The following is a 20,889-nucleotide window of genomic DNA, read 5'->3' on the forward strand; positions in this document are numbered from 1 at the left end:
TGTCCAGCGATATGGGGCCCTTGCATCCGCCTTTCAACCGTAAACCATAAATTGATGCGCGAACCATCTTGATACTGTATGAATAACCATATACTGTACATGCGAACAGCCCGCTCGCCCCAGCAGACGCTGCACGGTACCCGCGGGTAGCTGAGCATGCCGGCCACCGATGCTGCGTAAACAAGGGAGACTATCGTTATGCTGACCCACCTGACCGTGTCCAACTACGCCATCGCAGAACATGTGGAGCTACCATTCGACCGGGGCATGACCGCGCTCACCGGCGAGACCGGCGCGGGCAAATCCATCGCCCTCGATGCGCTGTCGCTAACGCTGGGTGGCCGTGCAGATGCTGCGCTGGTGCGCGAAGGCAGCGACAAGGCTGACATCACCGCCGTGTTTGACGTTCGCTCGATCGGCGCAGCCAACCAGTGGCTTGCAGCTCACGACCTTGACACGGATGGCGAGTGCATCCTGAGAAGGGTCATCCGCAAGGACGGGCGCTCCCGGGCCTACATCAACGGCCAGCCCTGCCCGCTTCAGGACATCAAGCAGCTGGGCGGCCTGCTGATGGACATTCACAGCCAGCATCAACACCAGTCTCTGTTGCGCAAGGAAACCCACAGCCAACTACTCGACGAGTTTACAGGCGCGGCAGAGCAGGCCCATGACGTCAGGGAGGTCTACCGGCACTGGCAGCAGGCCAACAAGCGACTGCTGGCGTTACAGGACAACCAGCAATCACGGGACGCCCGCGTTGAACTGCTGCGCTACCAGGTCGATGAGATGGACCGCCTCGCGCTGGGTGAGGATGAGTTGAAAGCACTGGAACAGGAGCAGCAGAGCCTCGCCAACGCCGAAAGCATTCTCCATCACAGCCATCAGGCCGCCCTCCTTACGGCTGAAGGCGAACCCAGCGCGGTTGAAATGGTGCAGCAGGCCGTTCAGCAACTGGAGAAGCTGCCTAGCCTGGCGCCGGCTCTGGACGAAACCCTGCAGATGCTCCAGGAGGCACAGATCCAGCTGCAGGAAGCAGGCAGTAATCTGCGCCACTTTATTGATGACTACGAACTCGACCCTCAACGCCTGGCAGAGGTGGAAGAACGCCTTAGCGCAATTTACCAACTGGCCCGCAAGCACCGGGTCCAGCCTGAAGATGTGCCGGCGCTTCATTTGCGCCTGAAATCAGAATTAGTGGAACTCGACAGTGGCGAACAGAGCGTGGGCCACCTCAGCGCCGAAGTGAACCGGCTGCGGGATGAGTACGAGAAGCAGGCCCGGAACCTGAGCGAAATTCGCCGTGAAGCCGCAACCCGGCTCGACGCGAAGATCGGCGAAGAGCTGACTCAGCTGGGCATGGCAGGCACCCGATTTGTGACTCAGCTGACGACAAATACACAAGGCCAGCCTGCGGCCCACGGCAATGAAGAAGTGGAGTTTCTGATTAGCACAAACGCAGGGCAACCCGCGCGAAGTCTGTCCCGTGTTGCTTCCGGCGGCGAACTGTCCCGTATCAGCCTGGCAGTGCAGGTCGTACTGGCGCAGACCTCAACCATTCCGACATTGGTCTTCGACGAAGTGGACGTGGGCATCGGCGGGGCGGTTGCAGAAGTGGTTGGCAAGCTACTGCGCAGGCTTGGCAATAATGGCCAGGTGCTTTGTGTCACGCACCTGCCCCAGGTGGCCGCGCAAGCGCATCAGCACCTTTTCGTCAGCAAATTTAGCGAAAAGAACGCCACCTTCTCCCGAGTAGAAAAACTGGAAAACAGCCAGCGAGTATCAGAAGTCGCGAGAATGCTAGGCGGGGTCGACCTGACGGACCAGACCCTCGCTCATGCCCGGGAGATGTTCGATCGTGGGCAAGCTATAACGCACTGACCAGCATGCCTGCTAAGTGCTTGCGAAGTGCTTGTTTACGAGCTGCCACAAGCGGGGTGGGAGCAGCGCCCGTCGGAAGCGGCATACCGTGCTTCTGATGGGCGCCTGCTATTTTCAGGATTTTTTCGGTTTCACATACAGGGTCAGACTGTGATCGACGATGTCGTAACCATAGTCTGCGGCGATTTTCTTTTGCCTCTCCTCGATCACTTCGTCGAAGAATTCGATCACTTCGCCGCTCTGAGTACACACCATGTGGTCATGGTGCTCGTCCCCAGCCATTTCAAAAACGGCGTGCCCGCCTTCAAAATTATGCCGCAGCACCAACCCTGCGGCCTCAAACTGAGTCAGGACCCGGTAAACGGTCGCCAGGCCTACGTCGTCCCCGGCGTCCAGTAGTTTCTTGTACACATCTTCTGCGCTCAGGTGATGCGAGTCCGAGCTTTCCAGTATATTCAGGATTTTGACTCGCGGCAGGGTCACTTTCAGACCCGCTTTTCGAAGTTCGCTATTTTCAGCTGACATGCGACTTAATCACCCTTTGGTGTCTTTCTCAGGTTCCGTTATGATGAGCCCGGTCATGGGAAACAGGCTGGAAACAAACTACCATTGTCATCCCGGCCGGCCCAACGCTTGTCTTAAAGGTTCGGCATAAACTGGTTAATGCAGAGAATTATTCCGGCCGCCAAGCGCCTCAGGTCCAGTCCAGGAGCGGCCCCGGCAACGGAGCCGGCCCGCAGAGCAAAACTATTCCTGGCGAGCTGTTCCGCTTCACCCAGAAGCCGAACGATGCCGTATCACAGGTAAATTACGATAGAGGAATTCCCCCACTGATGCAAAAGCTGGCCCCCCTAGTCCTGACTCTTTTTCTGGCAGCTATTCTCGGTGGCTGCGCCTTCCCTGGCGTGTACAAGATCGATATCCAGCAGGGCAATATCGTCAAGCAGGAGGACCTGGACAAACTCAGTTCGGGCATGACTCGTGATGACGTCCACCAGACACTCGGCACGCCCATGACCCAGAACACGTTCCGCGACGACAGGGATTACTACCTGTATACCTTTCAGGACTCAGGCGGCCAGATTCTAAAACAGCGCGTCACGGTCTTCTATAATGGCGATCAGTATGCGCGTCACACCGCCAGACTTCTGGACGAAACGCCGGCCTACTGATGGTCACCCGCACTTCACCGGCAAGCACCTCTGAAACTCAGCGGTCATCTTTTTCTCGCCCGATTCAGCCGAGCCTGCTTCGGGTCGATGGTGAGAGGCCGGTAGATTTCTATCCGCTGTCCGTCCTGGACCACATGTTCTCCGGGGTTTTTAACTACTCGACCGAAAATCCCCATAGCATCCGATTGCAGGTCGATCTCCGGAAACCGTTCGTGAATGCCAGACGCCTGCGCCGCCTGCAATAGAGTGGTTCCCTGGGCCACATCGAGGCTGAGGATCTCCTGGCGACCGGGCGTGGCGTAGGCGACCTCCACCCTGATCATCTGCCCTTCCGTACCACCTTCGTTCCCGCTCAAGTCCTGTTTTTCCCATAGACTCGATCAGCCTGGGTACAAAATGCATCCACGACAGCGTTGGCTGCCTGACTGAATACCCCGCCTAAAGCCATTCGTGCAAACCTGCCGCTAAACTCAAAATCGAGCTCTAGCACGACTTTTGACGCGTTGACATCGAGCGGTTCGAAGCGCCATCGCCCGTGAAGTGCCTTGAATGGTCCATCGACCAGCTCGATCCCGATCGAGCGTGGCTCTTCAATCAGATTCCGGGTCGTGAACCGGTGCCTGACGCCGCCCTTCGCCACTTCTATGGAAGCCAGTATTTCGCCGTGCGACGAGTCATGGACTTCAGCAGCGCTACACCAGGGTACAAAGCCCGGATACCCCGAAATGTCATTCACCAACGCAAACATACGCTCAGCGGAATGCCAAACGAGGGCACTGCGGTCGATCCTGTAAGTCATAAAAGGCTACCCGACCGGCCTAATCGAAGGGGTTTTGCAGAGCCGAAACGAATCCCCAGGCGGATATCGCCAGTATCGCCACAACTGCCACCGGCACAAGATACTTGAGCAGCCACTGCCACGAGGAGAACGCCCAGGCCCAGCGCATGGCCAACTCCTCCCGACGAGATGCAACATCCAGTTTCCAGCCTGCGAACACCGCAACCAGCAGCCCTACTATCGGCAGCATCAGGCTGGAACTGACGAAGTCGATCCAGCCGAAGAAATTCGCCCCGAGCAAGGTGGCATCAGCCCAGATATTAAACGAAAACACAGTGCCAAGCCCCAGCAACCAGGCGGCACAGCCAACCACAACCACAGCCGATGTGCGACTGCACCGCCAGCGTTGTTGTGACCACGCCACCGCGGGCTCCAGAATGGAAATGGCTGAACTCCAGGCCGCCAGGGCGATCAGAACAAAAAACAGGGTGCCAACAAAATGACCAAAGGGCAGATTCCCCAGAGCAAGAGGCAAGGCGTTGAACATCAGCCCGAAACCGGCCGTCGGGTCCAGTCCATTGGCAAAGACAATCGGAAATATAATCAAGCCTGCGCTTAAAGCCACAACTGTGTCCAGCAACGCGATAGCAACCACAGCACCGCCGATCGAAGCAGACTTCGGCATGTAGGCTCCATACGCCATCATTACCCCCATACCCAGGCTCAGGCTGAAAAAGGCATGCCCCAGCGCATCCAGAGAGGCCTGCCAGGTGATCTTCTGGGCCGAGAAGTCGAACAGGAAAGCCAGTCCCTGGTCAAAATCGCCATGTTCCCAGGCGTACCAGAGCAGCACAGCCAGGAGAATGAACAGCATCGGCATGATGATGCGCAGGGATTTTTCCAGTCCCTGGTTGATGCCCCGCAGTGAAACGATCATCACGAGCACCAGGAAAAGTGTATGCCAGCCGGTCAACTCGACCGCACTCGACTGCACGGCGCTAAAAACCGCCGCGACATCTTCAGGTCCGGCTCCGACAAAGTCGCCGAATGCCGAGTTGAACACATAGGCGAGGGAGAACCCGCCGACGACCGAATAGAACGACAGGATTATGAAGCCCGCGAGAGCCCCAAGCCGTCCAGTCCAGATCCAGGCTCGGCTGGTCCCGGCCGCTGCTGTAAGTTTCGCCATTGAGCCGACCGGGTTCTGTCCACCGCGGCGCCCAAGCAGCACTTCGGCCATAAGCAGCGGCACACCTACCAGAAAGAGACAGAGTAAGTAGATTGCTACAAATGCGGCGCCACCGTTTTCGCCGGCCATGTAGGGGAATTTCCAGATGTTCCCCAGGCCAACCGCTGAACCAGTTGCAGCAAGTATGAACGTCCAGCGACTGCCCCATGAGCCCAGGCCGGACTCGTACCGTTCGCTCATAAAAATCTCCGGGCAAAGAAAGCCGGCAATTGTAGCGGAAAGCCAAGTCGAGATTAAGGAACGCGCGCGATTACTTCCCGCATCGCCCTGCCGGCGTGCGGCACCCCATGAAGCTTTGCCCCCGGCGCATGCCTTTGCGTTACAATGCTCGCATTCTGGTCAGGCCGCGCCGCATGTCCGAGTGAGCCAAGGTTAGTGGCAGCCCTGCCTGAGTATGCGGCTGGCAGCACTGAGGCTCCGCATCGCACAGCCGGTGGCACGTCCAATAGCGACTCGTTCAAACCCCACATTTTCGAAAGCCAAAAGGGCCAATCGAGACTTTTATGAGCAAGAAAAAGCCGACTCCAGGCTCGAGTACCATCGCGCGCAACAAAAAAGCGCGCCACGAGTATCATATTGAGCAGACCTTCGAAGCCGGTATGGCATTGACCGGCTGGGAAGTAAAAGCCATGCGCGCCGGCAAGTGCCAGCTCACCGACGCCTATGTACTGCTCAAGGACGGTGAGGCCTGGTTGCTTGGGGCTCATGTACAGCCACTTAACACAGCTTCCACCCATGTTGTGGCGGACCCGGACCGCACCCGTAAGTTGCTCCTTCACAAGAAGGAAATAGCACGTCTCATCGGCGCCGTCGGCCAGACTGGTCATACCTGCGTGCCACTGGCCATCTACTGGAAAGGAAACAAGGTCAAGTGTGAGATTGCGCTGGTGAAAGGTAAAAAGCTCTTCGATAAGCGTGCCACCGAAAAAGAGCGCGACTGGAATCGGCAAAAGCAGCGATTGATGCGCCAACCGCAAAATCTGTCATCCTGAAAAAGCTCTGCCGACCGACCTTTCGATCGTCGGCGGGGCCCCCTTCCGGGCGGCCCTGTCGGTGCACAAACTCTTCCCGTCCAGCGCTTCTATCGCTAAAAAAGATATACCAAACATTGATCTAGGCGCATATAATTCAGTCACTAGCTTGAACCCCTGGCGCAGCACCTCTCCTACCCGGCATACATAAAATTAACCCAGGCATTACTTTAAGTTAGTATATCTATATTGTAGTATTTCTACCTATTGCCCGCCGTGGATCTGGCGCAGCAGTATCGGTCACGAACACTTCGACAGTCAGGCATATTCTCACTCGGAGAGGATGCAGAGCAGCTCGTGGCGAAACCATCCAGACTCAGGTTGGCTTCTGTTGATAACCCGAGTTTCGAACAGCGGATATCCCGGTACGGATAGGAGGGATTATGGTTTCTGGGAGCAGCCTCAAAGGCACGCCCATGGCGGCCGTGGACAAGTCCTGGCTACGCATGGAGTCGGCGTCCAACTGTATGATGATAGGCGTCGTTCTTATTTTTGATCGCCCGATTGGCATACCTGCGCTTCGACAACTGCTTGAAGAGCGCTTTCTGAAGTTCCAGCGTTTCCGTCAGATCATTCAGCGCAAGGGTGAACGCTGCCACTGGGTCGACGATCCGAACTTTGATCTGGACAACCATCTTCACTCCATCGCCCTGCCCGCCCCCGCCAGCAAAAAAGAGCTACAAACTGTGTTTGGCGATCTCAACAGCAGCCACCTCGACCCCAACAGACCGCTCTGGCAGATCCATCATGTCGACAATTATGGTGAAGGCAGCGCCCTGCTGATTCGGATCCATCACTGTATCGCCGACGGCATTTCACTGGTGCGCGTGCTGCTGTCACTTACTGACGACAATGCCGACGCGAAAGTAACCAAAATGCCCGGCAACAGCATTGCCCCTAAAATGCCGCCCGCGCCCGGATGGCAGAAACGCATCAATGGCTTCATGCAGAGCCTCAGCCAGACCCGACAGCAGGTTACCGCAGTGGCCGACAAGTCCTGGCGAAAAGTCAGGCATGATCCGACCTATTTGCTGCATCTCGGCCACGAAGCCTGGCGCGTAGCCAACGAGTGCATCAGCCTGGGCCTGCGCCCTTTCGACCCGCCTACCCGCCTCAAGGGCAGTCTAAGCGGCCGAAAGCAAGTGGCCTGGGCGGAGCCGCTAGACCTTGCCGAGGTCAAGCAAGTAGCCAAGGCGTTGAAGGGCACGGTTAATGACGTCTTGCTGACAGCCGCTACGGGCGCCCTGCACGAGTTTCTCAAGGAAAGCGGCGCTCCGATTCCCCCTCAGGGCATTCACGTCGCAGTGCCATTCAATCTTCGCCCGCCGCAGGAGCCGGTAAACAAACTGGGCAATCAGTTTGGACTCGTACTTGTACCTCTCCCTGTCGGTACGGCCTGTCCGCTCGAGCAATTCAGCAAGGTCCAGCAGGATATGAACCAACTGAAGAATTCCTATCAGGCCCAGGTGTCTTATAGCCTGCTGAACGTTTTCGGCCGAGGGCCGGATATTCTTGAGAAAATGGCCCTTGAAGTGCTCAGTCGCAAGGCCTCTGCAGTAATGACCAATGTCCCGGGCCCCCGTAACCCGGTTTACCTGTGCGGCGCGCGTCTTACGCAGCCCATGTTCTGGGTCCCGCAGACCGGGGACATCGGTGTCGGCCTGAGCATCTTCAGCTACGAGGATCAGGTGCAGTTCGGGCTGGTGAGCGACAAGCGTCTGATAGGCGATCCCGACGCTGTTGTCGCTCAGTTTGTGCAATCCTTTAATGCACTGAAGCGTCTGGCGGCAACAATAGCGGCGCCGGAGGACCAGAAGGACGAGGTAGTCGTGGACGCGGCCAAAGCATTTTCCAGACAATCGTCAGTCAAGTAATCAACCAATAACCGGCTCCACAGCAGACGATACGGAAAACGTTATACCGTTAGCACTTGAAGACATCAGGGCTTGCCCCCATACTACTTGATACAGGGGACGACATGGCTTCGACGCCGGTAGTGAACCCTGCGGTGCATGCCGAGATGGCAGCTAATCTCGTAAATAAAAGCTGCAACGTTATAGTCGCAAACGACGATAACTACGCACTGGCAGCGTAAGCTGCCGGTTGTCCTGACTCGGATGCTTGTAACCGAGAAGTAACACCTCAGGACATCATAGCTAACAAGCTCGCCTCCGCTCATCGTTCCATGAATCGGAGGTTAAAACCCAGGAACTCGCTTCAGGCACCCTGGCCTTCGGGTCGCCTGAAGTTAAAACAATAGAAGGACACTAAGCATGTAGAGCCAAAGGCAGAACACTGGCGGACGCGGGTTCAATTCCCGCCGTCTCCACCAAACAAGCGTTTCGGTAAGCTGAGTACCGCTTCAAGAACCGCACAACCAAGGGCCTTCGGGCCCTTTTTTCGTTTCGGGGCGTCTTAAAAGAAACCATAGATAGAAGCCTGGTTGCAGGGGGCATTTATGGGGCACAACCCAGGCTCGTTAACCGCACCCCCCAGTTGAGCCAGTCTTCACTTAGACTTATAGCCCCGGGCCGAGCCCGTGCTCGACGCTTTCCCTGCACTCCTGTCAATTTATGCCTTAGGGCTTCACCGAAACCCAGCCGGGAGTATATCGGACCAGGGCTGCGCTGCCTCGAACGCCGCGGCTGCGCGGAATAAGGTTGGTTCATCGTGGTCACGAGCGACAAGCTGAAGCCCCACGGGCAATCCTTCGCCGGTGAACCCGCAAGGAATGGAGGCGGCTGGCTGGCCGGTCAGGTTGAAAGGGTAGGTATAACTGACCCAGGCCATGGGGTTCGTATTGGCCCAACCCGGAGGCTGATCCTGCCCTACCTCGAAGGCGGCCACGGGAAGCGTCGGCGTCAGAAGCAGATCAAAATCGCGAAAGAATGATCGCATTCTCTCGCGTAGATGTTTCCGTCTTCCCAGCGATCTCTGATAGTCGGCGGCACTGCGGCTAACGGCCCATTCGAGCATCGGCAACAAACTCGGGTCGAGCATCTCGGGCATTTCACGCAAGGGTTTACGCAGAGCTTTCGCAAGCGCTCCGTAGAACTCTAGCGCCCAGATATCCACAGGGTCAGCCATAACCTTGCGCACAGTGGTGGCTTTTACTCCCAGCGCCCCGAAAGAAGCAATTGCACGCTCGCATAACGCCAGCACTTCCGGGTCGGGTCGGGCGTACCCCAGGGTCGGGCTCCAGGCAACACGCATGCCTTTGAGTGGCTGGTCGCAAGCAGAGACCAATGCGGGAACAGGCTGACGCAAGCTGTTCGGGTCATGGCGATCGAAACCGGCCAGATTTTCCAGGATGAAAGCCGCGTCTCTAACAGTTCGGGAAATGATACCGGGATGCACCAGGTTGTCAGCTGCAGCGAGGGGGTAGAAAGGAATCCGGCCGAACTGAGGCTTGATTCCAAAAAGGCTGTTGAGTGCCGCGGGGATGCGCACCGATCCGGCGCCATCGGTGCCTATGGCCACGGCCGTTACTCCCGCAGCAACGCTGGCCCCAGCCCCAGCGCTCGATCCGCCCGGCGTTCGCTCAAGATTCCAGGGATTGCGGGTAATACCCGTCAAAGGGCAGTCACCCACGGCTTTTGCACCGTACTCGCTGGTTGTAGTCTTGCCGACAATACACGCTCCAGCGCCACGTAGGCGTTGCACCAATACGGCATCCTCATGCATTCGCTCGTCTGCAGTAGTACGGGAGCCAAACCGAAGAGGCAATCCCGCGACCGGCAGCACATCCTTGACCGATACCGGCAGCCCGGCAAGCGGCCCCGAAGGACCGTCTGACGCAAGCTGCCGCTCTACCGACCTGGCCTGATCCATCGCCAAGTCCGGGTCCATGGCACTGAAAGCGTTAAGCCGAGGCTCGGTCACAGCCAACCGTGCGAGAGTCTGCTTCATAGCGGTAACCGGAGAAAGCTCCCCCTTGGCAATGGATCGGCACAGGGTTCGTGCTTCGCAGGCCAAACCGGCCTCCGTTTCGCCTCCATGTCCACTGCCCATCAATCCGCCCAGTTGTAACGTTTGGTGATCGCGTTGAACGTCCGGTCAGCTATGAGCGAAAGAGCTCCCAACACGAGCAAACCGGCCATTGCATGGCCCACTTGCAGGTTTTGCTGGGAGATATCGATGCGGTAGAAGATTCCAGAGAATGTCCCTGCGATCTCCGCCGCGACCAGGGCATAAAAGGCGATGCTCACCGCGGTGCGCAGCCCTACGAGGATATAGGGCAGAGAGCCAGGCAGGTATATCTGGGTAAGCATTTTGTGCTCCGGCGTGCCGAGGCACTGGGCCGCGCGTATGTAAAGCGGGTTAACCTTCTGCACGCCAAGATGGGCCGCCATCCAGACCGTGAAAAATACGCCCCAGAACACCAGAAAATATTTACCCCACTCGGACAGCCCAAACCAGAGAATAACAAGCGGTACAAAGGCAATCGGCGGTATGGGCCGAAGGAGGCTGAACACTGGCGTGAGCAGACCTTCAATTAGCCGGAAGCGTCCCGTGATGATTCCGACCGTTGCGCCAACCACAGCTCCGCTGGCAAACCCCACCGCGATACGCGACAGACTCATGCCGAGATCACTCCAAAGCAGGCCGCTACCCATCCAGTCCAGAAAGGATGTCACAACAACAGTCGGCGGTGGAAATAGCATGGCGTTGACAAAACCGGCACTTGAAACCCACTGCCAGAGGCCCAGGAAAAGTGGCAGCGAGACAATTCGCGCCAGACGCTCCCATGTCATAATTTCGCGCAGCGGCCGTCTTCGGGCCGGCATTAGCGGAATCTGAGCCTGAGATTGCTGCGGCGTTGAGCTACGCGCTAATTCGACAGCGCTCTTAGCGGCTGGCTGTGCCATTGCTCACAGACCTTCCGCAGTAACACGCGCCGGCGCAATTTCCTGCAGAACACCGGGATAAACGACCTTGCTGAAGTCAGGCATGGTTGCGCCGGACGGATGGTTACCAGACTCAAGACGCCATTGAGCGTGGGTGTTCAGGATATCCATTGTTCGGTCGTCGATGACAACCTCGTAGATATAATCGTCGAAGATTGCGGCCAGATCCTCCTCTGGCATCCCCGCAGCTTCCGCAATGACCGAGATGGCTTGCTCCCGGTTATCCTTTATCCATTGCTCGGCCTCTATCAGCGCCCGCATGAAGTTGAGGACCGTCTCCCGGTTGCTTTCGAGGTAGTCCTGCATGAGTACAATGTTGAACGTCTCGGCGTAGATGCCTGAAGTGTTCAGCAGTCTCGCATCGTCGCCCATGACCCGACGGGCGTTGGCGACATGGGGCTCGAAGATGTTAAAGGCATCAATGCTGCCCGACGCCAGGGCAGCAGCCATGTCCTGCGGGCGCAAGTTTATCAGTTGCACGTCGCTCTTGGTCAGACCGGCTTTTTCCAGCAATTTCATTGTGTAGACTTCAGCCCCAGTGCCCGCAGTGAAAGCGATCCGCTTACCGCGCAGGTCCGCCAGAGTATCGATACCGGCATCTGCTGACGTTAACGTTTTGAGGTCCGAATACTGGGTCCGTGCCAGGAAGGCGATAGGCTGGTTAGCCATGGCCGCCGCCGTCGTTGGGGCCTCCGCCGTCGTCGCAATATCTGCGCCGCCTCCAATCACCGTTTCCAGGCATTGCCTGCCGGTCGTAAAACTGCGCACCTCCAGGTCAATGCCATGATCCTTCATGAAGCCTTGCTGATTCGCCACCATCGTTATGCCGGAAATAGGTGAAGCATTCTGGGCCAGGCGCACCTTCTCAAGGGCCCCCGCGGTCGCAGAAAATAATAGGCCGGAGGCCATCATCGCCATCAGGCCGACGCAAGAGAGGGTCGATCGGAAATGGGTACTCATAAGGGCTTCTCCACAGTGTTTCTGTGCCACGGCGCGTGGCCTGGATGAGAAAGGGAGCGCCTGTACTTGTACTCTTAAGCGCTACCACTTGAGGATAGGTAGTGCACCATCTGTGCCAGCAGTGGCCTGCGGACTAATGCCCTGTCACGCCGAGGGAAAAACGCTGCAGGGGAAGAATCTCTGATAATCGGGACGGGGCCTCTAACGCACTGCAAAGGCGCAGCCATGCGCCCGACTGGGACGCTTCTGCCACCAGCGGCTGAGCAATACAATACAAGTAGTACAGGCCAGGAGCGTCGGGGAAGGGCTTGACGCCATGATGCACGGACCGTTCGAAATATCAGACGAGCCAGGTTTTGCAGTCTTTCACGGGGACGTAGTTACTTTCCGGTATTTGCTCCATTATGATTCGGTCGCCAGATTACTTTTTTTCGAGCACTGATATTTTTCGAGCCCTGACTCACGCTAGACTCGAATCAGTCATACGCTCCATCTCGACTGGTCTCACCACAAAAACAACTCTTCGGTTACCTTTCTGAACACCTGCGCCCACGAACTCCGCCGCGTCGCGCGCTGATTCGGAACCAGGTGCTAAAATAAGTAGAATCCAGCCAGCCATTACCTTGACCGCCCTGAGCTCAAAGCTAGCCTTCAGTGTTCCTTAATGAACCAGGCTATTAAGGGTAACCATCAGCATCAGGCTGAACGGATCCAGTTGTCGCACACGTTTATGACTGACAAAACTTCGTACGGACGATGAACAAAGTTGTGCAGAGATTTCGACTTCAACCTGAATAATTGAGCAAACCTATGTCCAAGGCGGTCCTCGGAAACCAGAGCGACAAAGCGGCCCAAACCATCAGCGGTCTGCTTGAGGGTGTTGCTGCACTTCTGCTGGCGATCAAGAAAAGTGACCCGGAGCTGGACGCGACGGTTACCAAGTCCAGCCAATACTGCCGCAATGCACTCACCCAACGTGACTACGCCAATGCCGGCAATGAGCTTAAATACCTGGCTCAGACTCTCTATCAGCATTGGTCGGCCAATATCCGCGATAGCCGCGAGCAGTACAGCCTACTCGCCAATGCTCTCTCATCGCTGGACAAAGACCACTACACCGTTGCGCAGCGCCACAATTTCGATGTGCTGGTAGAGCGACTGAACGCAGAGCACGTACAACCGGCCGGACTATCGAGGGCATTAGCAAAAGCCTATACCGACATGCTTGAAACGCTGGCGGCGTACAGGCAGAGAAACCACGGCGAGCAGCCCGTGGAAGCCGGCAGTTACCGCGAGGGTATAGTGGACGTGCGGCAGGCCGATCTGGCTGCTGTGACTGTGCGTATCAACAAAGACCTTAACAGCCTGACCCAGCGCCTCGCTGAACTACACCCCGATAACGACCATGTTCGCCATCTGAAAGAATCCGCAGAAAAAGCAGCGAAGGAAGGCATCCATTTTTTCCAGGGGATTAATAACCTGTCTGATGCAGCATGGCTGCTGTTTAAACTGAGCGACGGCAGCATAGCCCGGGAACGGGAATACCTTTCAGGTCTTACCCAGCAACTAACTTCGCTCTCTGAAAACTACGCCGGCACGCAAACGCTGGCTGATCGTTCATCCGAGGGCCTGAATGAGTTCCAGGACACGGTCGCCCAGGAGCTGAGACAGCTTTCGGAGGCTGGCAACAACAGCCAGACGCTCGAAGGGCTGCGCAGCGTGCTCGGCAAGAGCATTTCTTCGCTGACTGACAACATCACCAGGCACGTGGACAGGCAGGACCGGATCATCCAGCAGCAGAAAGCAGCCGCCGCCACCCAGGATTCGACGATAAAGGCGCTGTCCGAAGAAGTCGAAAGCATCAAGGCGAAATACGACAAGGTGAATGCCGATAGCCATATCGACCACCTTACACTGACTGGCAATCGCAGATTCTTCGACCAACAGGCCCAGCTCATGCATGACCGCTGGAAGGCCGGCAATATCGAGCACCTTGCGATCGTGTTACTGGATATCGACCACTTCAAAGTCGTCAACGACACCTATGGCCATGTTGTCGGTGACTATGTGTTACGCCACATATCTCAAGTGCTCCAGACTGAGGCAGGCAAGGGAATAAACATCGCGCGTTATGGCGGCGAAGAATTCGCCATTGTCGCCGAGGCTCCTTCGGAGCGAACCATACTGGCCCTCGCAAAAAGGCTTAATGAAGCAGTCGTTGAGCGCCCCTATATCCAGGCATCGGGCGAAGCGATTAACCTGTCGATATCCGTTGGGGTTTGTTTCTTTACACCCAAACAAGACTCTATCGCCGCCGTACTGGAGGCCGCAGACCGGGCCCTTTACCGGGCGAAAAGCGCGGGCCGGAACAATGTCTGGGTTGCCGGAATATCGAACTAGAGCGCCTGCTATTGGTTGGCGCTTGAGGCTGAGTAGCTCTAGCTGATGTTACGCGAGCCTGTCGCCCTTGTGCGTGCGAACGCTACAGGCATTCTCTCCACCCCGATAATTGTATGCTCTAGGGGGTGGCAAGGCGACGCCGATAAGATTTTCACATAGCCCAAGCTGGAACAGCCTTCGGAAGCCGCTGTGTTTCATCCCCATCTTTTCTTTTCTTCACTTAACGGGTTGGTCTCTTCATTTAACCGACGTCGCCCTGCAGTCGTCTCTCGTATTACCCGTGCTCATCAATCATCAGGTCTTCTTTGGCGGTCATGACACGCTCAAACCCTACTATCCGGCTCAAGGACCGATAATCTGTATTCTCCTGTTTTTTTTGATTCTTTACTGGGCAAAAAGTGAAGGACATCAAGTGTTACCGCCACTTAAGACACGTTGACCATGGGGTACAGGGAACGTAGCGTTTGTATCGCAAGACGTTAAAAGAAACAGGAAAATGGAGGATCCAGTATGACTTTTAGACCTTGCGTAACAGCCCTTGCCCTGGCGATAGCAGCCACCTCAGCGGGCGTTCAGGCCAAAGAGAAAAACGACGACATCATAAAGATCAGCGAATGGAACTATGAAGCGCTTTATGACAAAGGCGGCATCCAGGCCGATGAGCTTATGGACACTGAAGTATTCGGTTCCGATGGCGAAGAAATCGGCAGCGTCGAGAATGTGATTATTGGCAATGACAACAAGATTGTTGCCATTATCGCCCAGGTTGGAGGCGTCTGGGACATCGGTGATACCCACGTTGCCGTGCCCTGGAAAGAGGTCAAGATGACCAATGACGGCGTCAGGATTCCGGTCACCGAGGACAATGCCGACGACTATGGCATTTTTAAAAATGAGTACGTGACCAAGAATCTGGACCAGACAACCAAGGTCGAAGATGATGCCGACACGGGCTACCGTTCTTGGAAGCTGACCAACCTTCTGGATGATTATGCGACACTGACCGGCGGCACCGGCTACGGCTATGTCGACAATGTTATCTTCTCGAAGGACGGTAAGATCGAAGCAGTAGTAGTCGAATCTGCCAGCACTTACGGTGCGGGGACCTACGCTTATCCCTTCTACGGCTACGACTACGGCTGGAATCCGGGCTACGACGCTTACGAACTTCCCTATGAAGAAAATGAAGTCGCGGACCTGGATATATTTGACTACAACGAATTCGATGATACGTGGGATTGGGATTCGTAAAACGCTTGCCGCAATTGGCGTTAAAACGGCAGCCTGACCGGGCTGCCGTTTTTTTGGTCTTAACGGCTTGCCGCTGCAATCACCTCTTTTGCTTTTCTGATCAGTTCTTCATCAGCTTGAGGTACCGACTCATCCTCACCCATGGCGGTTCTACAGAACTTTCCAAGGAAGGGGTAATGGTCAGACCCAAACGAGGGCAGACGCTCGAGGGAAACGGTGGCGAACCCAGGCTCATGAAAGATCTGGTCTAAAGGCCACGACATCCACCAGGACTGGGCACTAAAGGTCGGCACGAAGCCATAGCTGCGGCGTGGGTCCTGAAGGTTACCGAGTTGGCGCATTCTTTCGACCGCGGTTTCCCAAGGTGTGGCGTTGAAATCACCCGCAACAATGGCCGTACCCGCCCGCTCGCGTGCCAGTAAACCCGCTTTATAAAGCACCGCGTCCCGCGCCAGGGTCGTATCTGGCCGGGAAGGAACCGGCGGGCGCGGATGTACCCCCAGAAAATCAACAGCTTCACCGTTTCCGAGCGTTATCCCGGACACGACCTGTGGAATCTCCTGCCCGGCTAAAAACCTTATCTGCGGGTCGACCAGTGGAAGTCGGGAAAACAGATGGATGCCATAGTACGACCCGGAGATATGCGAAACCGTGTGGGGCATGGTTTTCGTCAATGGCGCCAGGGCTTCATTCCATTTCGCGTTTGTTTCCATCGCGAGCAGGACGTCCGGCTGGACGTCCTGCACCATGTCCAGAAGCTTACCATCGGGATCGTTGTGCATTTTTACATTCGCGACCATGACAGTTATGGCATTGCCAGCCGGACAATCAGCTACGGGAAAGTCCGAACCCGTCGGCAAATAGGGGAACAGCACATAAGCGTGGTAACTCAGGGCGCTTGCGATAAGTATCAGGCATAGGCCTGCCATTCTGCGGAAGTAACGGAAGTAGAACAGGACGGGCAGCGCAAGGACCACGAGTGCTACGGACGCTTGAAGACGCGGAAAATCCAACAGACGGATCCACCAGCGGTCTGTGTTGATCATCGGCATGAAACTCAGCGCAGCCAAAGCCACGACCATCACCAGGACTACGCCAAAACCCATTTTCCGTTTCATCCTGCCCCCTGTTCGCTTCACCGTAGGTTCTGCAATTCATGCGACACGCGTATAAATGCTGTTCACGACGGAACGATACTTTCGCCAACAGCGCGTCCTTACACATTGGCCGACCATCCTCGCAGAGTCTCCCTGCCAGTTACAGAACCGGAACATGAAGAAAAACTTGCGACGGCACAAACGGCCCCTACTAAAGTAAGCACAGACGCTGCCCGGAAATTGCACACCGGCCGTTACGTCATTTTCAAACTTTGCCATACGCTGCCTCATTCGACGGGAATAGCAGGCGGGAGGCTGAAACTCGCCCCGCACAGGTGCAGGCACGGTGTCGGGCTAAAATCTGCGGATTCTGCTCCGCGCTCTGCCCAACGGCAGCCCGCAGTTTCCGCCGCCGGAAAGTTAGCTAAAACAACGTCCGAACATTGCTGGATGTCAATCCGATCGTTTTGACAGAAAAAGCCTCGAGATGATGTTATCGAACCGTGCCGCCGACACGCGGCATGTTGAAACACACGTCCTCAGAAACTAAGGAGAGTATTATGAAACGTGATTGGCTAAAGCTTATCGGTGGTGTAGCACTTGCAGCGACCATGGCTGGCGGTTCAGTGGCATACGCCGATGACACCGACTTTACGGATTGGGACAATAACTCATCCGATGGCATCGAGTTCACCGAATGGGACAACAACTACGGCGATGAAGGTCTCTACTCAGACTGGGATGCTGACGGCGATGGCGCTCTGACCGAAGACGAATACGGCGAAGGCGTTTTTGGCCTGTATGATGAGAACGACGACGGCATCTGGGACGAAGACGAATACAACAACTGGAACGATGACGCTGGAGATGAAGGCGTCTGGGACGTTTAAAAACTGAGCGTCACGCGATTCCTCCAGGCTCCTCTGCCTGGAGGAATTCGACCCAAAACCCGCGTGGAACACTCCTTACTTTAGCGTTACCGCTAGCTTCCAAGTGCGACCCGTAAAGTCCTTCCATGCCCACCCCACATAGTCGAAACAGCGCCTAACATCAGCCCTTGGGCTTCCGGAACCGCGTTCCCCCAGTTCTTGAGTTCAGCTGTTGGATATTCACGGGCACCCCATCTCCATCCAGCTCCACCATACCAATCCCCGCGTTATTCCAGAGTCGTTCGCCTGCTTCACGACCTTCCGGTTCGCGCGGCGTTATACGCATACGGCGGCGCTTGGTGAACCAGTTCAGCGGAGACCAGGGCGCATAGAGCCAGCGGTTGATGCGGTCCAGCCACTCCATGAGCGAATGGGGGAATTCGTTCTTTATACCGCTGCTGGTGATTTGCCAGATGCGGGGACGGTCCGGTTTACGGCGGAAGCGCACATCGTAGACAAACGAGTAGTGAACATCACCCGAGAGAACGACAAACGTTTCAGGGGTACGTGAATGACTGAAGATGTTGAGCAGCACATTCGCTGCGCCGCGATGGGCCATCCAGTTTTCGGCATCGACGACCAGCGGCTTGCCAAAGAAGGTGAACAACCTCTGTATTGTCTCGATCAGCTTGACCCCGAACATGGGCGCAGGAGAAACCACGATCACGGCCTTCTCCCCGATAATCTCCTGCTGAAACTCGGTCAGCGCCTCCCAGTCAAGCAGGCCCGAGGGCCTGGCGCGGTTCACTTCGCTGCGCCAGCGACGGGTGCGGGTATCCAGCACCACGATCCGCGGCGACGTCTGCAGGGTATAGTGCCAGTGCTGAAAGTTCAGCAGAGTGTCGATCAGCTTATCTTGCCGGGCCGGGTCAAGTACGCCATCCTGCTCTGCCGATGAGGTCAAATCCAGCGCCGCCGCCACGACCTCGTCAAACACATCGGGGTTGTTGCCCCAGCCCTGGCAGAGCATGTAAGCCATCAGTGCGTTACCGATGATACGCCGGGAAAACGGGTGCTCGTAGATTGTCGCCTCCCACAATGCCGACAGATTCCAGTCGTCCGTGACGTCATGGTCGTCAAAAATCATGTAGGTGGGCAGGTGCGCCAGTGCCCGTGCCGCACGCGGCAAATCCGCCACGAACCCATCAATGGCTATCTGCTGCTCCCGATAGACGGTCGCTTCCTCTGGCCCCAGTGCCGGCTGCTCCGGAGAGACCAGTTCCCAGCACACGGGTGACCAGACCAGCAGATACATGGCCATGATTTCGTTGAGGGCGATGAGATGGTTATGGGCACTGGCTGTGGTGAAAACGGGCTTCCGAACGCCACCGAAAAAGCGCTCCAACAGTGCCTCGTTGCTGCTCACATCGGGCAGCAGTTTTTCCCGGTGAAAGTAGGTGTCCGGGTTTTGCCGCAACGACCGGCTGTCGTCAACACAGCCACCGGGAATCGATTCCTCGTACAGGCCCAGCCGCTCGATAAGACTGTGAATCGCACGGAGCATGGGTCCGGCGACATCATCGGCATAGATCTGATCGCCGGTCAGCATCAGCATCGCCGGGCGTTTGTCGGCTTCCGCTCCTGCCTCAAGCAGCAACTGGTCCACTCTCGCCAACCCGTCGGGCGCCGGAGAATGGGGCCGGCGACAGGAGCCGTGAACCAGGCGGTCCACCCGCGGCCGCAAGACAAAATCAGGCCGGCAGGATCCCGGCATGCACAGATGCGGCGCCCAGTCCGCCACCCAGGTTTCCCCGTCGGCATTTTGTGCTGCAGACCCGGCGCCTGATACGCCCAGATCGTAACCGATGCGAGTGTCAGCCGGCAGTGGAGCCTCTAGTTCAACGTCGATCAAATGCAGGCAGGCGAATGTCCCGAACCTTAGTCGCGTGACCTCTTGCTCGGTCAGCGTACGCTCACACCAGGGCTCGTCTGAACTGCCCAGGAAAAGACGCAGCCGCAGAACCAGCGAACAGGAGCCCATCAGCCAGAGAGTGATTCTGCGATTTGTCACATGTCTGAGAATCGGCCCCGCCAACATCGGCGACAACGTTTGCAACCTCATTCCATTTCTCCGCCTTGAATCTGATCCTGTCGTTGTCTGCTGCCCGAACAGACGACGCCGGCTGCGAAGAGAGTGGCCCATAGAACCTCCGCTGACAATCATTCTGTTCGGCCCGTTACTTGTCCGGGCTGACAAACTGACAGGGCTGGAAAAAACGAAGGCGGTCCTTCAAGGTACGAAGAGAATCAATACCCAGCCGGGAGGCGATTACCATGAGCCAGACACATGCGGATATGGCCCGCCACGAACGACACGGGCCAGGCACCAGCGAATACACGCTCGCCATCATTACCGACGAAGATCACGCCTCCCAGGTGGAGCTGGAAGACGGCCAGACGGCGTGGCAATCGACCCTCCGTTACGACAAACTCTACCGCGAGACTGATCCCGCCACCGGGCGCATCAGCTACCGCCTGGAAGAAATACCGGCTGACCAGGGCGGTGAACACCAGCTCATCAGCCTGATTGCTGAGGGCGGACGTGGGGCTGAGTTTTCTGAACTGGTCCAGTTCGGCCAGCGGCTTGTGACCTTCGACGACCGTACGGGGCTGGTTTGCGAAATCCGCCACGAGAACCAGCTTGTGCCTCGCCACATCCTGATGACAGGCAGCGGCGATGAGAAGTTCAAAGGCTTCAAAAGCGAATGGGCAACCATAAAGGACGATCACCTGATTGTCGGCAGCCACGGTAAAAGGCCCGAGGAAGAGTGGATCAAGATACTCGACCGGGACTACGGCCTGCGCAGCATCGACTGGCGGGAGAATTACCAGCGCATGCGCGACGCGCTGGGCGTGGGTCCGGACGGCTATGTTATCCATGAGGCTGCGGAGTGGCATCCCTACCGCCGGGAATGGCTTTTCTTCCCGCGCAAGATCTCAACGGAACCTTTCGACGAGCCTGTGGATGAGCGCGAACGTGGCGCCAACACACTGATCATTGCCAGTGAAGACTTCAGCAACATACGCACCCTTAAGGTTGGCGAACGCATCCCGGAACGGGGCATCTCCTCGTTCAAGATCATTCCCGGTTATCCTAATGAATGCGTCGGCCTTAAAAGTGTAGAAATCGGCGACCGCACCGAGGCCTGGCTGTTTTGTTTCAACCTCGACGGCGAGGTGCTGCAGGAGGACACCCTGATTGGCCGGTACAAATGCGAGGGTGTGGAGATTCTCTGA

The 20,889-nt window shown here is 56.7% G+C and carries 17 protein-coding genes and 1 other RNA gene; 9 read left to right on the forward strand and 9 right to left on the reverse strand.

Going from position 1 to position 20,889, the window contains the following annotated elements; genetic code table 11:
* The first annotated feature begins 198 nt into the window (after positions 1-198).
* The gene (recN, locus tag soil367_RS13625; RefSeq protein WP_136549613.1) at positions 199-1,878 is read left to right on the forward strand and encodes a DNA repair protein RecN; all 1,680 of its coding nucleotides are present in this window, start codon (positions 199-201) and stop codon (positions 1,876-1,878) included.
* Positions 1,879-1,992: 114 nt separating this feature from the next.
* Here recN and fur read toward each other — a convergent pair whose 3' ends face one another.
* Positions 1,993-2,403, reverse strand: a complete 411-nt coding sequence (gene fur, locus soil367_RS13630; RefSeq protein ID WP_136549614.1) for a ferric iron uptake transcriptional regulator — start codon at positions 2,401-2,403, stop codon at positions 1,993-1,995.
* Positions 2,404-2,711: 308 nt separating this feature from the next.
* Here fur and soil367_RS13635 point away from each other — a divergent pair, with 308 nt between their 5' ends.
* Positions 2,712-3,050: an outer membrane protein assembly factor BamE gene (locus soil367_RS13635; RefSeq protein WP_136549615.1), complete on the forward strand. Its 339-nt coding sequence runs from the start codon at positions 2,712-2,714 to the stop codon at positions 3,048-3,050.
* Between the two features lie 44 nt (positions 3,051-3,094).
* Here the strand turns inward: soil367_RS13635 and soil367_RS13640 are convergent, their stop codons facing one another.
* The 3 genes from soil367_RS13640 to soil367_RS13650 are packed head-to-tail and all read right to left on the reverse strand — an operon-like array spanning position 3,095 to position 5,257.
* Positions 3,095-3,373: an RnfH family protein gene (locus tag soil367_RS13640; RefSeq protein ID WP_136549616.1), complete on the reverse strand. Its 279-nt coding sequence runs from the start codon at positions 3,371-3,373 to the stop codon at positions 3,095-3,097.
* A gap of 29 nt (positions 3,374-3,402) precedes the next feature.
* On the reverse strand, positions 3,403-3,849 hold the full coding sequence (locus soil367_RS13645) for a type II toxin-antitoxin system RatA family toxin (RefSeq protein WP_136549617.1): 447 nt from the start codon (positions 3,847-3,849) through the stop codon (positions 3,403-3,405).
* Positions 3,850-3,868: 19 nt separating this feature from the next.
* On the reverse strand, positions 3,869-5,257 hold the full coding sequence (locus tag soil367_RS13650; RefSeq protein ID WP_136549618.1) for a sodium-dependent transporter: 1,389 nt from the start codon (positions 5,255-5,257) through the stop codon (positions 3,869-3,871).
* Between the two features lie 323 nt (positions 5,258-5,580).
* On the opposite strand from soil367_RS13650, the gene smpB reads away from it, so the two are divergent.
* The 3 genes from smpB (at position 5,581) to ssrA (ending at position 8,440) form a co-directional block, all read left to right on the forward strand.
* Entirely contained in the window at positions 5,581-6,069 is a 489-nt protein-coding gene (gene smpB / locus soil367_RS13655; RefSeq protein ID WP_136549619.1) for an SsrA-binding protein SmpB, read from the forward strand.
* Between the two features lie 422 nt (positions 6,070-6,491).
* Complete coding sequence (locus tag soil367_RS13660) at positions 6,492-7,982, forward strand: WS/DGAT/MGAT family O-acyltransferase (protein WP_136549620.1); 1,491 nt, start codon at positions 6,492-6,494, stop codon at positions 7,980-7,982.
* A gap of 95 nt (positions 7,983-8,077) precedes the next feature.
* Positions 8,078-8,440, forward strand: a transfer-messenger RNA (tmRNA) gene (gene ssrA / locus soil367_RS13665).
* A 254-nt stretch (positions 8,441-8,694) separates the two neighbouring features.
* On the opposite strand, the gene soil367_RS13670 is transcribed toward ssrA, so the two are convergent.
* The 3 genes from soil367_RS13670 to soil367_RS13680 form a co-directional block, all read right to left on the reverse strand.
* Positions 8,695-10,017 carry an amidase gene (locus tag soil367_RS13670; RefSeq protein WP_172962351.1) on the reverse strand — a complete coding sequence of 441 codons (1,323 nt, stop codon included), beginning with the start codon at positions 10,015-10,017 and terminating at the stop codon, positions 8,695-8,697.
* Positions 10,018-10,118: 101 nt separating this feature from the next.
* A complete protein-coding gene (locus soil367_RS13675) occupies positions 10,119-10,976 on the reverse strand; it encodes an ABC transporter permease (RefSeq protein WP_216642721.1) in 858 nt (285 codons plus the stop codon).
* A gap of 3 nt (positions 10,977-10,979) precedes the next feature.
* The gene (locus soil367_RS13680) at positions 10,980-11,975 is read right to left on the reverse strand and encodes an ABC transporter substrate-binding protein (protein WP_216642722.1); all 996 of its coding nucleotides are present in this window, start codon (positions 11,973-11,975) and stop codon (positions 10,980-10,982) included.
* 810 nt (positions 11,976-12,785) lie between these two features.
* On the opposite strand from soil367_RS13680, the gene soil367_RS13685 reads away from it, so the two are divergent.
* A complete protein-coding gene (locus soil367_RS13685; RefSeq protein WP_136549622.1) occupies positions 12,786-14,375 on the forward strand; it encodes a GGDEF domain-containing protein in 1,590 nt (529 codons plus the stop codon).
* Between the two features lie 510 nt (positions 14,376-14,885).
* On the forward strand, positions 14,886-15,626 hold the full coding sequence (locus soil367_RS13690; RefSeq protein ID WP_136549623.1) for a PRC-barrel domain-containing protein: 741 nt from the start codon (positions 14,886-14,888) through the stop codon (positions 15,624-15,626).
* Positions 15,627-15,685: 59 nt separating this feature from the next.
* Here the strand turns inward: soil367_RS13690 and soil367_RS13695 are convergent, their stop codons facing one another.
* Complete coding sequence (locus soil367_RS13695; protein WP_136549624.1) at positions 15,686-16,744, reverse strand: endonuclease/exonuclease/phosphatase family protein; 1,059 nt, start codon at positions 16,742-16,744, stop codon at positions 15,686-15,688.
* Positions 16,745-17,283: 539 nt separating this feature from the next.
* Here soil367_RS13695 and soil367_RS13700 point away from each other — a divergent pair.
* The gene (locus soil367_RS13700) at positions 17,284-17,613 is read left to right on the forward strand and encodes a hypothetical protein (protein ID WP_136549625.1); all 330 of its coding nucleotides are present in this window, start codon (positions 17,284-17,286) and stop codon (positions 17,611-17,613) included.
* 160 nt (positions 17,614-17,773) lie between these two features.
* Here soil367_RS13700 and soil367_RS13705 read toward each other — a convergent pair whose 3' ends face one another.
* Entirely contained in the window at positions 17,774-19,714 is a 1,941-nt protein-coding gene (locus soil367_RS13705) for an alkaline phosphatase D family protein (protein ID WP_136549626.1), read from the reverse strand.
* Between the two features lie 212 nt (positions 19,715-19,926).
* Here soil367_RS13705 and soil367_RS13710 point away from each other — a divergent pair, with 212 nt between their 5' ends.
* A complete protein-coding gene (locus soil367_RS13710) occupies positions 19,927-20,889 on the forward strand; it encodes a hypothetical protein (RefSeq protein ID WP_136549627.1) in 963 nt (320 codons plus the stop codon).

It is taken from the genome of Hydrocarboniclastica marina, from assembly GCF_004851605.1.
Lineage (GTDB): Bacteria > Pseudomonadota > Gammaproteobacteria > Pseudomonadales > Oleiphilaceae > Hydrocarboniclastica > Hydrocarboniclastica marina.